The organism is Bartonella jaculi (genome assembly GCF_039543045.1).
GTDB classification, from domain to species: domain Bacteria; phylum Pseudomonadota; class Alphaproteobacteria; order Rhizobiales; family Rhizobiaceae; genus Bartonella; species Bartonella jaculi.
The window spans coordinates 251528-267064 of the sequence record NZ_BAABIZ010000001.1 but is presented as its reverse complement, the minus strand read 5'-3'; the positions used below and the strand labels follow the sequence as shown (position 1 = coordinate 267064).

General features: G+C 38.5%; 12 protein-coding genes, 3 tRNA genes and 1 pseudogene. 2 read left to right on the top strand and 14 right to left on the bottom strand.

The window, feature by feature from the left end; all coding sequences use genetic code 11:
* The 3 genes from ABD915_RS01125 to ABD915_RS01115 form a co-directional block, all read right to left on the bottom strand.
* A partial coding sequence (locus ABD915_RS01125; RefSeq protein ID WP_234924853.1) for a GTP-binding protein occupies window positions 1-126 on the bottom strand: 126 nt, incomplete at its 3' end.
* 187 nt (window positions 127-313) lie between these two features.
* Window positions 314-387, bottom strand: a tRNA-Gly gene (locus ABD915_RS01120).
* A gap of 29 nt (window positions 388-416) precedes the next feature.
* Window positions 417-500: transfer RNA gene (locus ABD915_RS01115), tRNA-Tyr, on the bottom strand.
* A gap of 207 nt (window positions 501-707) precedes the next feature.
* On the opposite strand from ABD915_RS01115, the gene ABD915_RS01110 reads away from it, so the two are divergent.
* Window positions 708-1538, top strand: a complete 831-nt coding sequence (locus ABD915_RS01110) for a TrmH family RNA methyltransferase (RefSeq protein WP_345113914.1) — start codon at window positions 708-710, stop codon at window positions 1536-1538.
* A gap of 7 nt (window positions 1539-1545) precedes the next feature.
* Here the strand turns inward: ABD915_RS01110 and ABD915_RS01105 are convergent, their stop codons facing one another.
* The 6 genes from ABD915_RS01105 to ABD915_RS01080 form a co-directional block, all read right to left on the bottom strand.
* The gene (locus ABD915_RS01105) at window positions 1546-2268 is read right to left on the bottom strand and encodes a rhomboid family intramembrane serine protease (protein WP_345113959.1); all 723 of its coding nucleotides are present in this window, start codon (window positions 2266-2268) and stop codon (window positions 1546-1548) included.
* Between the two features lie 613 nt (window positions 2269-2881).
* Window positions 2882-3307, bottom strand: coding sequence for a DUF2155 domain-containing protein (locus ABD915_RS01100; protein ID WP_345113911.1), 426 nt, complete (start codon window positions 3305-3307; stop codon window positions 2882-2884).
* A gap of 83 nt (window positions 3308-3390) precedes the next feature.
* Window positions 3391-3789 (bottom strand): NADH:ubiquinone oxidoreductase subunit NDUFA12, encoded by a 399-nt coding sequence (locus ABD915_RS01095; RefSeq protein ID WP_345113908.1) that lies wholly within the window; start codon window positions 3787-3789, stop codon window positions 3391-3393.
* Between the two features lie 188 nt (window positions 3790-3977).
* Window positions 3978-5477: an Asp-tRNA(Asn)/Glu-tRNA(Gln) amidotransferase subunit GatB gene (gatB, locus tag ABD915_RS01090; RefSeq protein ID WP_345113905.1), complete on the bottom strand. Its 1500-nt coding sequence runs from the start codon at window positions 5475-5477 to the stop codon at window positions 3978-3980.
* Between the two features lie 126 nt (window positions 5478-5603).
* Complete coding sequence (gene tig, locus ABD915_RS01085) at window positions 5604-7031, bottom strand: trigger factor (protein WP_345113902.1); 1428 nt, start codon at window positions 7029-7031, stop codon at window positions 5604-5606.
* A gap of 134 nt (window positions 7032-7165) precedes the next feature.
* A tRNA-Leu gene (locus tag ABD915_RS01080) sits at window positions 7166-7248 on the bottom strand.
* A gap of 168 nt (window positions 7249-7416) precedes the next feature.
* Between ABD915_RS01080 and trmFO the strand changes: the two genes are divergently transcribed.
* Window positions 7417-8808: a methylenetetrahydrofolate--tRNA-(uracil(54)-C(5))-methyltransferase (FADH(2)-oxidizing) TrmFO gene (gene trmFO / locus ABD915_RS01075; RefSeq protein WP_345113899.1), complete on the top strand. Its 1392-nt coding sequence runs from the start codon at window positions 7417-7419 to the stop codon at window positions 8806-8808.
* A gap of 578 nt (window positions 8809-9386) precedes the next feature.
* Here the strand turns inward: trmFO and ABD915_RS01070 are convergent.
* The 5 genes and pseudogenes from ABD915_RS01070 to ABD915_RS01050 form a co-directional block, all read right to left on the bottom strand.
* Window positions 9387-9665 (bottom strand): HU family DNA-binding protein, encoded by a 279-nt coding sequence (locus ABD915_RS01070; protein WP_345113896.1) that lies wholly within the window; start codon window positions 9663-9665, stop codon window positions 9387-9389.
* A 230-nt stretch (window positions 9666-9895) separates the two neighbouring features.
* Window positions 9896-12319, bottom strand: a complete 2424-nt coding sequence (lon, locus tag ABD915_RS01065) for an endopeptidase La (RefSeq protein WP_345113893.1) — start codon at window positions 12317-12319, stop codon at window positions 9896-9898.
* A 180-nt stretch (window positions 12320-12499) separates the two neighbouring features.
* Window positions 12500-13774 carry an ATP-dependent Clp protease ATP-binding subunit ClpX gene (gene clpX, locus ABD915_RS01060; protein ID WP_345113890.1) on the bottom strand — a complete coding sequence of 425 codons (1275 nt, stop codon included), beginning with the start codon at window positions 13772-13774 and terminating at the stop codon, window positions 12500-12502.
* A gap of 184 nt (window positions 13775-13958) precedes the next feature.
* On the bottom strand, window positions 13959-14591 hold the full coding sequence (clpP, locus tag ABD915_RS01055) for an ATP-dependent Clp endopeptidase proteolytic subunit ClpP (protein WP_345113887.1): 633 nt from the start codon (window positions 14589-14591) through the stop codon (window positions 13959-13961).
* Between the two features lie 137 nt (window positions 14592-14728).
* Window positions 14729-15536: pseudogene (locus ABD915_RS01050) on the bottom strand (hypothetical protein).
* Between the last annotated feature and the right edge of the window lies 1 nt (window position 15537).

The window sequence follows — 15537 nt, the reverse complement described above, 5'->3', positions numbered from 1 at the left end:
ATACGCTTTAAATTCACCAAAATACTTCGTAATCGCCGCTGTTAGCGAAGTCTTCCCATGGTCAACGTGACCAATCGTACCAATATTAACATGCGGCTTCGTACGTTCAAATTTGCTCTTTGCCATTGTTGTCAATCTCTTGTTTTGTTAGCACCTAGAAACAGAACTTCAGAACTGAATCATATTGGACTGATACAACAGCCCAACTATCACAACTCTTAGACGGTAAATCCCGCCCAATTTATGATGGAAATATCTCTCCACCATGATCACTTGCCCATTCATCAACAACTGTATGGAATCAATAACCGTCTGGAGCGGGTAGCGGGAATCGAACCCGCATATTCAGCTTGGAAGGCTGCTGCTCTACCATTGAGCTATACCCGCACACCACGTAATAACTCTCCTTCAATGAATGGTGGAGGGGGTTGGATTCGAACCAACGTAGCATACGCAACGGATTTACAGTCCGCCCCCTTTAACCACTCGGGCACCCCTCCATTACATTGTCAAAGTTGCGCGATGAAGCATCACTCCAACCGAATTCTAATCGCTTATTCATTCGAAGTCGGCTGCGGGGTCGTTATGCCGATTACTGTCGTGTCTGTCAACAGAATAAATACAATTCCGTACAAAATTCCTCCTAATAATTTCAAATCACAGCTTTTTTCTCTCTACTTTTGTTATTAACACGCTATAAAGAAAATATGAAAGAAAAAATATCGAAAAAATTTCACTCTGCGCGTCTACGGCATCGATCTCACAATACAAAAGGATTTCTCTCTCCGCTCGCAACGCGCATGAAACAGAAAACGTCCTCCTTAAAGGAAGGAACAATCCGTCTTTACGGTCTCCACTCAGTTTATGCAGCTTTAAAAAATCCTAAAAGAATTTTTAAGCATATCCATGCCACACCAAATGCCTTAAAACGATTAAATATACCCGAATCAGATTTTCCCTGTCCCATTACATTATGCACCCCTAAACAACTTGATTCGCTCGTTGGAAGTGATGCTGTGCATCAAGGTATTGTTGTCGAAACGACCCCACTCAAACCATGCCAATTGTCTGAATTAACGAATACCGATCTTGTCATTGTAATGGATCAAATCACCGATCCGCATAATGTTGGCGCTATTATGCGTTCTGCAGTTGCTTTTAAAGCTGGAGCACTCATCACTACTTGTCGCCACTCTCCACAAGAAAGTGGCGTTCTTGCCAAAGCTGCATCAGGAGCTTTAGAGATGATTCATTATATCACCGTACGAAACCTTGCCGACGCACTCCAAGAACTCCATAAAGCAGATTTTATCAGCTTTGGCCTCGATTCAGAAGGTGAATATCCTCTAGAAACAGCATTAACAGGCGAAAAAATTGCCCTTGTCCTAGGTGCAGAAGGTAAAGGCTTACGCAAAAAAACACGCGAAACCGTTTGCGCCTTAACACGCCTTGATATGCCTGGAAATATTAAATCATTAAATGTTTCAAACGCAGCAACAATAGCGCTCTATGCAGCGCATAAATATCTTAGACTATAATTTTTCCTTAACCACGCAAAATATCAAAAAAGCCAACCAATAAAAAGCCCGAAAAAAGTCCACCAATATGGGCCTCCCATGCGATTGAAATATTATCCTCTTCAAAAAAAGAGAAGGAAATTCCTATGATAAAATTAATAATCAGCCATACACCAACATAAATAAGCACTGTCCTCGAACAAAGCGCTTTTTTAATCGATAATAAAGGACCAAAAAATCTTTCATTCTTTGTACTGACACCAAAATGAACAGGGGAAAAACCATAACGTGCAACAGCACCTATCATTCCAGAAACTGCACCAGATGCTCCGACAAGCGGTGCTATACTCTCTTGATGAAATGTAAAATAAGTCAACGCAGAAATAGCTGCTGTTAATATCCAAAAAATAAAAAAACGTAAACTGCCAAAATGCCTGACCAAAGGAGAGCCAAAAGCCAAAAGCCAAGCCATATTAATAGCAACATGTTCAAAACTACCATGCATAAATGAATAACTTATAATCGTATGAGCAAATGCTAAAGGTTCTGCCTTAAATAACACCGGTGTAAATGAAAAAAGCTCACGGCTCTTAACATAGAGTTGATCAGAAAAAAAATATTGAGGAATAAAATAAATACAAAAACAAAGTGTTATCAAAATCACTATAATAAATGGAACATTCAGCAATGGTTCTTTAGGTTGTTTTGATAAAAAAAGAGTATTATTATGTTGGTAGTTAGCATCTTTCATTGTATAAGATCTCATACTCTTTTATAGAATTGACACTTCTTTGAACAAAACAGCTCTATCAGTTTTGATAATTAAAAACCGAAATTAAACTTATATTTCTTCGATTCTTGCTTCTAAACGTCGAATATTTCACCGTGAAAGTGTTTTTATATCTTATATACAAAATATTTTTAAAAAAATGGATATAAAGAATATCATCCACAAAATTGCTGCCCTATACTAAATTCAAATTAAGATTTTTTAATTAGCTAAAATCTTTATTGTACCAATAACATAGTTTTAATTGCGAATCTATTTAAAGCACATATCAATCAAAATGAAAAAAATAATCCCTCATGAGAATCAAAGCGCATAAACTTATCTATGTTCTTTCTGTATAAAAATGATGCCTTATTGTTTAGAAATTTGATAATCAACACTTACAAGAAAATCACCATCAACCAAAAGAGACAGCCTGCTTCTTAAACACCAAATTAAACACCAAAGCAAAAATATCAATGAGCTCTTAATTTCAGCATCTTGGCATTAAAGTTTTTCAAAATACCTGTATAGAAAACTTATAAAGTAAATAAGATAATGCCGTTGATTTCAGGATATAACTTTATATAACAGATCATTGAAGAGACAGATTTTGGGCGTTCTGCTTGCAATCTTTTAACCACACATCATAAATAGGGTGCTCTACAGCATTCAAACCAGGACTATCTGCAAACATCCACCCTGTAAAAATACGCCGTACCTTTTTATCTAATGCAACCTCATTGACTTCAACAAAACCGGTCGTACGGGTTGGCTCATCCTTCGAACTCGTATAACATGCACGTGGTGTGACCTGCAAAGCACCATAGTGATAAACTTTACCAAGAGAAACTTCAAAACGCGTAGTTCGACCAGTAATTTTATCAAGGCCCGCAAAAACAGCAATCCCATTGCTAATACGTTCGGCTTGCACTCTACTCATTGAAGATAAAACCGCTACAACCCCGATGAAAAAAGCACAAAAAACACGCCTCAACCTTGGCAATAAAAAAAAACTCATAACATCAAACAATCACATCTAAAAACAATTTTCATTACAAAATAGTGCAAAATAAGAAAAATACACTCACGCACTAAAACACGTCATTTTTTAGGCGACCACGCATCATAATCTTCGTGCACACAAGGACGCTCACTATTATGAACAATGGAACTCTTTGGTCGATAAGCCGCATCTGTTCCTGTCATGTTCGCAACATGAGGCTTTTCCCATTCATACGGTTGATAATTCTCCTGCGTAGGAAGGCTATCACAGCGATGATGAATCCAACCATGCCAACCTGGAGGAATAGTAGAAGCTTCAGAATAACCTTTATAAATTACCCAACGACGCCGATAACCATCTTTATGAGTGCCACCCTCATAATAAATATTTCCAAACTGGTCCTCCCCTACACGCTTGCCTTTGCACCACGTAAAAAAGCGCGTATTGATGGTATTACCATTCCACCACGTAAAGACTTGCTTAAAAAAACTAGCCATCTTTTATTCCATTTCTTAGCATACCTACAAAATGAAACATTGGAATAAACCTGTTATGATATTTGAAATTACTGAAAATAAAAATTACCTGTAAAATCAATCACAATTTCATTTGATAGAAAATCTTAATTGGTGTTCCACAGCTATAAGAGATAGCATATTTATGGACTTTTCTCCAACCCATAATATTAATCTATACCAAGTTTCGCCTTAACTAATTCATTAACAGTTTGAGGATTTGCCTTACCACCTGTTGCCTTCATTACCTGTCCAACAAACCAACCACTCAAAGCGGGTTTCTGTTTTGCTTGCGCAACTTTATCAGAATTGCTAGCAATAATTTCATCAACAGCTCTCTCAATAGCCTTGGTATCTGTCACCTGCTTCATATTGCGTTCTTCTACAATTTGACGCGGATCCCCACCTTCATTCCAAATAATTTCAAACAGATCCTTAGCAATTTTTCCAGAAATGGTTCCTTCTTTAATAAGATCAATGATGCCCCCCAATTGATCTGGTCTCACTGGTGTTTCTTCAATCTCAAGATTATCTTTATTTAAAGCACCCAAAAGATCATTAATCACCCAATTGGCGACCGTCTTTCCATCACGCCCACCTGCTACTTCTTCGAAATAATCAGCAATAGCTTTTTCTGTCACAAGAATGGAAGCATCATATGCCGTTAACCCTATCTCTTTGACAAAACGCGTTTTTATATCATCAGGCAATTCCGGCAATTCTGCTGCCAAAGAATCCACAAACGCTTGATCAAATTCCAATGGCAAGAGATCAGGGTCAGGAAAATAGCGATAGTCATGCGCTTCTTCCTTTGAACGCATAGACCGCGTTTCACCTTTAGCTGCGTCAAAAAGCCGCGTTTCTTGATCTATTACACCACCATCTTCTAAAATCGCAATCTGACGTCGTGCCTCATATTCAATCGCTTGACCAATGAAGCGAATAGAATTCACATTTTTAATCTCACAGCGCGTCCCAAAATTTTCACCAGGACGACGAACTGATACGTTAACATCCGCACGCATAGAACCTTCATCCATATTGCCATCGCAGGTACCTAAATAACGAACAATGGTACGTAATTTTGTCATATAGGCTTTGGCTTCATCTGCTGAGCGCATATCCGGTTTAGAAACAATTTCCATAAGAGCTACACCAGCACGATTGAGATCTACAAAAGACATTGTTGGATGCTGATCATGCATCGATTTTCCTGCATCTTGCTCAAGATGTAATCTTTCAATCCCAACCTCAATATCTTCAAACTGGCCATTGGAATCTGGTCCAACAGATATAGTAATCTTTCCCTCACCTACAATTGGATAGCGAAATTGAGAAATTTGATATCCCTGTGGTAAATCTGGATAAAAATAATTCTTACGATCAAAAACAGACCTTAGGTTAATGTGAGCCTTTAATCCTAAACCCGTTCGAACTGCTTGACGAACACATTCTTGGTTAATAACTGGTAGCATACCAGGCATAGCTGCATCAATAAGCGATACGTGATTATTCGGTTCAGCACCAAACTTGGTTGAGGCACCTGAAAAAAGTTTTGAATTTGATATGACTTGCGCATGAACCTCCATGCCAATGATGACTTCCCAATCACCTGTAAGCCCAGAAATAAAACGCTTAGAATCAGGAGTCCGCGTATCAATGATTCCCATTGCCAATCCACTACCAATATTTAAATATATCCGATGGCTAATCCAAAACCCCTCTAAGTGCAAGCCTAGAATATAAACTTCATAAAAAAAGCCCCCTTCTCGTTGGACTGTTCTCTTGAAGCAAAACTAACTCTTTTTAGGTGCCTTTTTCTTAGCTGGAGCTTTTTCTTCGCCTTTTTCTTTCACTACAGACTTTTTCTTTACTGGCTTTTCTTCCGTTAAATCCGTTTCATCATATTCCTTCATCAGCTCTTCAATTGTCACTTCTTTATCTGTGACTTTTATCCGTGTAAGCAAATGGTCAATGACTTTTTCTTCAAAGATTGGAGCACGTAGATTCGCAACAGCTTCCGGTGTTTTACGGAAAAAATCCATAATCTCTTTCTCTTGTCCAGGATATTGGCGAACCTGATCAAAAACTGCTGCCTTCAGCTCATCCTCACTTATTTTAACACCAACCTTCATCCCAATTTCAGAAAGCACCAAACCGAGACGAACACGACGCTGCGCAAGAACACGATACTCTTCCCGCGCCTGATCCTCCGTAACGCCTTCATCTTCAAAGGTACGCCCAGCCTTTTTTAAATCGTCATTAACCTGAGCCCATATAGTATTAAATTCAATTTCCAAAAGTCCTTCAGGAATTTCAAAACTATAATCAGCATCTAAAGCATCAAGAATTTGACGCTTAATTTTTTGACGGGTCATTGAGCCATATTGACTTTCTATCTGCCCACGAACAACTTCACGTAAGCGTTCTAGAGACTCTAAACCAACTTTTTGCGCTGCTTCATCATCAACCTTTAATGCATCCGGTTTAGAGACAACTTTAACTGTGATATCAAATTCTGCATCCCGACCAGCCAAATGCATTGCACTATAATTATCAGGAAATTTAACAGAAATCGTTTTCGTATCACCTGCTTTCACGCCAACCAATTGCTCCTCAAAACCAGGAATAAACTGTTTTGACCCGAGAATCAGTTGCGCATCACTATCTGCGCCCCCCTCAAATGGAACACCTTCAAGCTTTCCTAAATAATCTATTGTAACACGATCCCCTTCTTCAGCAGCTCCCTCTTTTAGCGAGTAACTACGGGTAGAAGAAAGGACACGCTCTACTTGCTCATCAATCTCTTGTTCAGGAATAGACGCAATTTCACGAATAACTTCAATATGTTCAAAGTCTTTAATTTCAAATTTTGGCAAAATCTCATACTTTAAATTGAAAACAAAATCGGCTTTACCATCCAAAATTTTTTCATCTTCATCTATATCAATTTGCGGCTGCATCGCTGAGCGTTCATCGCGATCAGCTAAAATAGAACGGGGCGCTTCGCTCACAATCTCATTGAGAATTTCCGCCATAAAAGACTTGCCGTACAGCTTTCGCAGGTATCCAGCAGGCACCTTACCCGGACGAAAACCGTTAAGCTTGACCTTACTTTTGGTATCATCCAACCGTTCATTTAATTTTTCTTCTAAATCTCTCGCCGGAACCACGATCTTAATTTCGCGCTTCAGTCCTTCATTAAGCGTCTCGGTAACCTGCATCAAACAACCTTCATTCTTCTAAAGAGAGGGATACCCCTACTCTGATAATAATTACATTTTAATACTGGAGCGTCAAATCACCATGAAGCGGAATTCCAGACACGTAAAAATCCGTAGTGCTCAAGGAATTCCATTGGTGCGGATGGAGGGACTCGAACCCCCACGGTCTCCCGCCAGAACCTAAATCTGGTGCGTCTACCAATTTCGCCACATCCGCGCTCAAACTTACAAGCCAGTAACCTTATACAAGCGCGTTTCTATACCATTAATTAAAGAAAAAAAGCAAATAAATATATTCAAAAAACTAAATACACAATTATTCTTACAAATTACAAAAACAAAATCTATGCTTTTCAGACAGAACTGCTTCCGCTAAAAGCAGAGTATGTTAAATATGTTCAATACTCCAATCCATATCATAGGCGGCGGTCTGGCAGGTAGTGAAGCAAGCTGGCAGATCGCTCAATCAGGAATTCCCGTTATTTTGCATGAAATGCGGCCCCAAAAAAAATCTGATGCCCATAAAACCGATAAACTTGCAGAACTCGTCTGTTCAAATTCGTTTCGTTCCGATGATTCATTAACAAATGCTGTAGGTCTTTTACATGCTGAAATGCGATTAGCAAAATCCTTGATTATGAAAGCTGCAGATGCCAATAAAGTACCAGCAGGAAGTGCACTTGCCGTTGACCGCGATGAATTTTCAAAAACCATTACGACAGCACTCGAAAATCATCCTCTTATAACGATAGAACGTGAGGAGATTCAAGAAATCCCTGATGATTGGCGTCATATTATCATTGCAACTGGCCCCCTTACCTCACCAGCTCTCGCTCAAGCAATACAAGCAATAACCGGAACAGAATCGCTCTCTTTTTTTGATGCTATCGCACCTATTATCTATAGAGATAGTATTGACATGAACATTTGTTGGTATCAGTCTCGCTATGATAAAATCGGCCCTGAAGGAACAGGAAAAGATTACCTTAATTGCCCTCTTGATAGAGAACAATATGAAGCATTTGTTCAAGAGCTGAAAAGTGCAGAAAAAACAGAATTCCGCGACTTTGAAAAAACACCTTATTTTGATGGATGCCTGCCAATCGAAGTTATGGCTGAACGCGGGCTTGAAACTTTAAGGCATGGTCCAATGAAACCTATGGGATTAACCAATGCCCACAATCCCACAATTAAAGCCTATGCCGTCGTCCAATTACGCCAAGACAATAAGCTTGGAACCCTTTATAATATGGTCGGCTTTCAAACAAAACTGAAATATGGTGAACAAATTCGCATTTTTAGAATGATTCCTGGCCTTGAAAAAGCTGAGTTTGCACGCCTTGGAGGACTTCACCGCAATACCTATCTCAACTCACCAATCATTCTTGATCAAACTCTTCGTTTAAAACAAAGACCCCAACTGCGCTTTGCTGGGCAAATTACCGGATGTGAAGGTTATGTAGAATCATCTGCAATAGGGCTTCTCGCTGGACGTTTCGCCGTTGCTGAGTATAACCATAATTGCCCTTGCCTACCACCACCAACCACAGCGTTAGGAGCTCTTCTGAATCATATTACAGGCGGACACATCGTAATGGAAGAAACAGAAAGAAAATCCTTTCAACCCATGAATATCAATTTTGGACTTTTTCCACCGATTGCGGCTATTAATCATTCAGGAAAACGCCTACCAAGCAAAGAAAAAAAATTAGCAAAAAAACAAGCACTAACTACCAGAGCCCTGAATGACTGTATACAATGGTTAACAGGTGAATAAAAAAATTCCTAGACCAATCGTTGTTTCTGATTTGATGCGTTATAAACCACTCATCTTCTATCTCTTAAACCAATCTCATTACCACCCCACAGAGTAACCACAAAACACGTTACAATATCTGTTTTGACTCATAAATTCTCCATTTGGTCTATATCATTTATTAAACAGTGTGGAGGTTTCAAAAGAGATTTTTACTATAATAGAGTCGTTATTATTATAAATAACAAACCTCAAACGCACTTTAATCGTCAAAAAATGAGTAATAAAAATATGCTGCGATAAAAAATCAAACAGACAGCTCCCTCTTATAGAATACTGACATTCCGATTACTACTGTTACGAGTATAAATCTTCGCCTATGAGAAAGAAGGGGCTCTTCTCAGTATAATATTTTTATTAAAATACTAGAATGTGTTTTACGCACACAAACCTTATGCAACCCCTTAAAATATTTTCAAAAAAACTCACAATGCTAGAAATAAATGCATGCTGCAAAAATTCATCTAAAAAGCATGTGCAGAACATTCGTAAAAAAAAACCCGCTTATGAATAAATCGGGTTTTTTAGTGTTACGCAAACTATTTATTATTAACAGCTTCTTTAAGACTTTTGCCTGCAGAGAATTTGGGCACAGAACGCGCTGGAATATTAATTTCAGCACCAGTTGAAGGATTACGCCCCTTTGTAGCAGCACGATGAGAAACTTCGAAAGAACCAAACCCCGGAAGACGAACATCTCCTCCTGAAGCTAAGGCTTCTGTTACAGAAGCGATAAAAGCATCAACAACAGAACCAGCTTGCGCCTTCGAAACACCTGCCTTTTCAGCAATGGAGCTAACCAATTCACTTTTATTCATTAAACATTTCCTTTCCCTATATTATCAGATAACACAACTTAACCGTGTTATCTGCTAGTTTATTGAAAAGTACAGCAAACAGAAGTCTTATTTTTATCCAAAACATTGTTTTTTAGCAATAATCACAGTTATTCACGGATTTCTTTTAGTTTTTCTCAAAATAAATAGAGAAAAAACCACGAAAATGACTGCAGCTGCTTTGGAAATGCCGGTGAAATTAAGATAATGAATCAGTGCGAAATCTGCAGTCCTTCACTATCATTCTCTGTCCTGAGAGGTACAGGTACCGTGGAAGGTTCCGTCCATTCAATAGGATCAGGGAAACGAACCAAAGCATGTTTAAGAACTTCACTCACATGACTTACTGGAATAATTTCCATATTGTTTTTTACATCATCGGGAATATCAATCAAATCTTTTGCATTTTCTTCAGGAATGAGTACTTTTTTTATACCTCCTCGAAGAGCCGCAAGTAATTTTTCTTTCAACCCACCAATCGGTAATACACGCCCACGTAAAGTAATTTCACCAGTCATAGCAATATCTTTATGCACAGCTATCCCTGTTAATACCGAAACAATTGCTGTCACCATTGCAATCCCAGCTGATGGTCCGTCTTTTGGTGTAGCTCCTTCTGGAACATGAACATGGATATCACGCTTATCAAAAAGCGGGGGTTCAATACCAAAATCAACAGCACGAAACCGCACATAAGACGCTGCTGCCGAAATTGACTCTTTCATGATATCACGCAAATTTCCAGTTACCGTCATTTTGCCTTTACCTGACATCATAACACCTTCAATGGTCAATAGCTCCCCACCAACCTCGGTCCACGCAAGCCCAGTAACAATACCAACTTGGTTTTCTCCTTCAATCTGATTATAGCGGTAACGTTTAACACCCAAAAAATCATTAATGTTATTTTCCGTAATTTTTACAGATTTTTGATGCGTTTTAAGAATTTTTGTAACCGATTTACGTGCTATCTTCATTAATTCGCGCTCAAGATTACGAACGCCCGCTTCACGCGTATAATATTGAATAATAGACCTTATAGCTTCATCAGAAACACCCAATTCTTTTTTAGATAAACAGTGATCTTTCAATGCCTTGGGTAAAAGATGCTGCTTCACAATCTCCATTTTTTCACATTCGGTATAGCCAGCAATGCGAATGATTTCCATACGATCCATTAATGGCCCTGGAATATTAAGAGTATTGGCAGTTGTAATGAACATGACATCAGAAAGATCATATTCGACTTCTAAATAGTGATCAATAAAGGTGCCATTTTGTTCAGGATCAAGCACTTCCAATAAAGCCGATGAAGGATCTCCACGGAAATCTTGCCCCATTTTATCAATTTCATCGAGCAAGAAAAGTGGATTAGATTTCTTAGCTTTTTTCATAGACTGAATAATTTTTCCAGGCATAGACCCAATATATGTACGGCGATGTCCACGAATCTCCGCTTCATCTCGCACACCTCCTAATGAGATACGAACATATTCACGTCCCGTTGCTTTCGCAATAGAACGAGCAAGTGATGTTTTTCCTACACCAGGAGGACCTAGCAAACAAATAATAGGACCTTTTATTTTTGAAGCTCGACTTTGTACTGCTAAATATTCAACAATTCGCTCCTTGACTTTTTCAAGACCAAAATGTTCATTATTCATGACTTTTTCAGCGAAGTCTAAATTGTTTTTAATTTTCGACTTTTTCCCCCAAGGCATTGCCAATAACCAATCAAGATAGTTACGTACAACTGTCGCCTCTGCAGACATAGGAGACATATTCCGTAACTTTCTGAACTCTGCCTCAGCCTTTTCTCGTCCTTCCTTCGAAAACTTTGTCTTCGTGATGCGTTCTTCTAACTCAGAAAGCTCATCGCGACTATCATCACCCGCTCCCAACTCCTTCTGAATAGCCTTCATCTGCTCATTGAGATAATATTCACGTTGGTTTTTCTCCATTTGCCGTTTAACATGCGAACGAATACGCTTTTCAACCTGCAAAACAGAAATCTCTCCTTCCATGAATGAAAGAACACGCTCAAGGCGATCACGGATAGGTAACAGCGCTAATATTTCTTGTTTTTCTGAAAGTTTAATCATCAAATGGGAAGCAATAGTATCAGCAAGCTTAGAAGGATTATCAATCTGGCCAATAGCATTAGCAACATCAGGAGAAATTTTCTTATTAAGCTTTACATAATTTTCAAAATAGGCAATCACCGACCTTGAAAGAGCTTCGATTTCAACATTATTCTCCCTAGGCTCCTCTATAATAGTTGCATAAGCTTGATGATAATCTTCATACACAGTAAATTGGTTGACTCTTGCACGTCCGGTCCCTTCAACTAAAACTTTTACAGTGCCATCAGGAAGCTTTAAAAGTTGAAGAATATTAGCAAACGTACCAATATCATAAATATCTTCCGATTTTGGATCATCATCAGAAGCATTTTTTTGCGTAACTAATAATATCTGTTTATCAACCGCCATCGTTTCTTCAAGAGCACGAATCGATTTTTCTCGGCCAACAAAAAGTGGAACAATCATATGTGGGAAGACAACAATATCACGAAGAGGTAAAACAGCATAAACCCCTTCTCTCACCCTATCTGTCTTTTCATCAATATATTGCATAATTCTCCTTTCCGGAGCCTATGATCTATTCGCTACACAAGCCCACCTTTAGAAAAGCCCCAGCTCTGCACAACACATGAAGTGGTAACTGTGAACCCATAAATCAAGCATTAGGACTATAAATATCCCAAAACAACCATCCTCAAATGAGGTTTATACCACTTCTCATATCGCATAATATCATGCCGATACATTTTCTTTATCTTCTGCACGTTCTGAATAAATGTAAAGAGGACGTGCTTTCCCATCAACTACGTCACTCGAAATAACCACTTTTTGAACGCCTTCAAGAGCTGGAAGCTCAAACATAGTCTCAAGAAGTATCTTTTCCATAATAGAGCGTAAACCACGCGCACCAGTTTTACGCTCAATCGCTTTCTTAGCAATAACCCGTAAGGCATCTTCATGAAATGATAACTCAACATTTTCCATCTCAAAAAGACGCTGATATTGCTTCACTAACGCATTTTTAGGTTGTGATAAAATTTGAACAAGTGCATTAACATCCAAATCCTCTAAGGTGGCGACAATAGGAAGACGACCAATAAACTCTGGTATCAAACCAAACTTTATAAGATCTTCTGGCTCTAAATCACGAAAAATCTCACCAACACAACGCTCATCAGGCGCTTTAACTGTAGCAGAAAAACCGATAGAAGTTTTTTCACCTCGTCCTGAAATAATCCGTTCCAAACCAGCAAAAGCCCCACCACAAATGAATAAAATATTTGTTGTATCAACCTGAAGAAATTCTTGTTGTGGATGCTTACGCCCACCTTGAGGAGGAACAGAAGCAATCGTTCCTTCCATAATTTTTAACAATGCTTGCTGAACACCTTCTCCTGAAACATCTCTTGTAATAGAAGGATTATCAGCTTTACGAGAAATCTTATCGACCTCATCAATATAAACAATGCCACGCTGTGCACGTTCAACATTATAGTCAGCAGCTTGAAGAAGTTTTAAAATAATATTTTCGACATCTTCACCCACATAGCCTGCTTCAGTCAAAGTGGTTGCATCTGCCATCGTAAAAGGCACATCGATAATACGCGCTAATGTTTGTGCTAAGTACGTCTTACCACATCCCGTTGGACCAACAAGAAGAATATTCGATTTCGCTAGCTCAATATCATTGCTTTTAGACTGGTGCGCAAGCCGTTTATAATGATTATGGACCGCAACAGAAAGAACACGCTTTGCATGCTGCTGACCAATAACGTAATCATCGAGAACTGTTATAATTTCCTGTGGAGTAGGAACACCATCACGCGCCTTAATCCCAGAAGATTTATTTTCTTCACGAATAATATCCGTGCAAAGCTCTACGCATTCATCGCAGATGAATACAGTAGGGCCCGCGATGAGCTTACGCACTTCATGCTGACTTTTGCCGCAGAACGAGCAATAGAGAGTATTTTTTGATTCGCTCCCGCTATTGCCAATTTTGCTCATTTCATTTTCCTTTCACCACGATATATGAATACTTCGTTTTTTCAAATGAAGCTTTTCATAACGACAACTAAAAGACATATACAAAACCATGCGTGTCACAATATCTTTAGGTGTTTTTCTTATTATTTTGCGATATTTTTATAAAACTCTCTCTTTAGAGTAGTTCTCTTTTCTATAAAAATTCTTAATCTTTTTCTTCTTTTTCAGTTTCTGCGCGATATTGTATAACATCATCAACTAAACCGAATTGTTTAGCTTCTTGCGCGGTCATAAAATGATCGCGATCAAGAGTTTTCTCAATAACCTCATAATCCTGACCTGTATGTTGAACATAAATTTCATTTAAACGCTGTTTCATCTTTATAATATCTTGCGCATGCCTTTCAATATCTGAAGCCTGACCTTGGAAACCACCAGATGGCTGATGCACCATAATACGTGCATTTGGCAAAGTAAAACGGTGTCCTTTTGCTCCAGCTGTTAAAAGTAACGATCCCATAGATGCTGCTTGTCCCATGCAAAGTGTAGCAACAGGAGGGCGAATAAACTGCATAGTATCGTAAATTGCCATACCAGATGTTACTACACCACCTGGTGAGTTTATATAAAGACTAATCTCTTTCTTAGGATTTTCCGCTTCCAAAAAGAGCAATTGCGCACAAACAAGCATCGCCATACCATCTTCAACAGGACCATTAATAAAAATAATCCGTTCTTTTAAAAGACGAGAAAAAATATCATAAGCCCGTTCGCCGCGATTAGTCTGTTCAATAACCATAGGAACAAGACTTAATGCTGTTTTTATTGGATTATTCATGTTTTTACTTCCGTTTATAGTAAGAATCGTTCTTCACACTTTTATCTGTAGGCTAACACTCTTCTCTTACGCAAGCCACAATCAACGGCTGTTTAGGCAAGATTAAAATCCCAATAGTTAAAATAGCAATAACAACTCTACTTGAATAAACCACGCGTATCAGGAATGCGAGATACTGCCCAATGGTAAAAACTTCCTTCCTGAGGTTTTTGAGTGGTTTTTGTCTTTCTGTGAATATGAAATCCTATCAAACGTGGATCTAGAAGCGGTTTAACGCCAAAAGCCGGATCAAAGATATATTCAGTTTTTCGCCCTGTCCAATAATAAAAAGTTTCCTTTCCCTTTGCTTCATGAAAAAAACCATATCGCTTGGCTAATCGCGAAATACCATCATTACCAAATATTGTAACCCCAAGACTGCTCGGTAAAATCGGCATTTTTTTCCTCTTTAACCAGAATGGTTTCCAAATACGACGTCTAAACCCAAGCCAATCAGGAACAATTTCTGTGCCTGCCCAATAATCTTCAAATACTTTTATAATAGGGTTATCTAACGGAAAATAAAGTGCAGAAACACCTACCCTTACAGCATTTTCTCTTGCAAGCCAAACCTTATCCGCATCTGGGTGAAATTGTTTAACTAAGTAAATATCTGTATCTAACCAAACACCTTGCCGATATTTCATCAACATAACACGAAAAAATCAGAAAATTGAACAATTGTACATCCTAGTTTATCATAAGAAAAATTGGGATCAAGGCGGTAAATCGCTGAACGTGGTAGAATTGATTCGGCTTCATACAATTCAACACCAAAAGGCAGATTATCTATTTTTTATCATAATTGAAAAGCTTAACGCGTTGCCCAGTTTTAACCATTAAAGACAAACAAAGTCTATCGACCAATCTTAATTGTCCACTATACCCAAAAGTGCAAATATCCATA

Bases quoted from the DNA above. Each gene is read 5' to 3' on its own strand.
- gatB (WP_345113905.1), bottom strand. From the start codon at position 5,477: ATGGGAATCATTGATACGCGGACTCCTGATTCTAAGCGTTTTATTTCT.
- lon (WP_345113893.1), bottom strand. From the start codon at position 12,319: ATGCAATATATTGATGAAAAGACAGATAGGGTGAGAGAAGGGGTTTAT.
- tig (WP_345113902.1), bottom strand. From the start codon at position 7,031: ATGCAGGTTACCGAGACGCTTAATGAAGGACTGAAGCGCGAAATTAAG.
- clpX (WP_345113890.1), bottom strand. From the start codon at position 13,774: ATGAGCAAAATTGGCAATAGCGGGAGCGAATCAAAAAATACTCTCTAT.
- clpP (WP_345113887.1), bottom strand. From the start codon at position 14,591: ATGAATAATCCAATAAAAACAGCATTAAGTCTTGTTCCTATGGTTATT.
- ABD915_RS01110 (WP_345113914.1), top strand. From the start codon at position 708: ATGAAAGAAAAAATATCGAAAAAATTTCACTCTGCGCGTCTACGGCAT.
- trmFO (WP_345113899.1), top strand. From the start codon at position 7,417: ATGTTAAATATGTTCAATACTCCAATCCATATCATAGGCGGCGGTCTG.
- ABD915_RS01105 (WP_345113959.1), bottom strand. From the start codon at position 2,268: ATGAAAGATGCTAACTACCAACATAATAATACTCTTTTTTTATCAAAA.
- ABD915_RS01070 (WP_345113896.1), bottom strand. From the start codon at position 9,665: ATGAATAAAAGTGAATTGGTTAGCTCCATTGCTGAAAAGGCAGGTGTT.
- ABD915_RS01100 (WP_345113911.1), bottom strand. From the start codon at position 3,307: ATGAGTTTTTTTTTATTGCCAAGGTTGAGGCGTGTTTTTTGTGCTTTT.
- ABD915_RS01095 (WP_345113908.1), bottom strand. From the start codon at position 3,789: ATGGCTAGTTTTTTTAAGCAAGTCTTTACGTGGTGGAATGGTAATACC.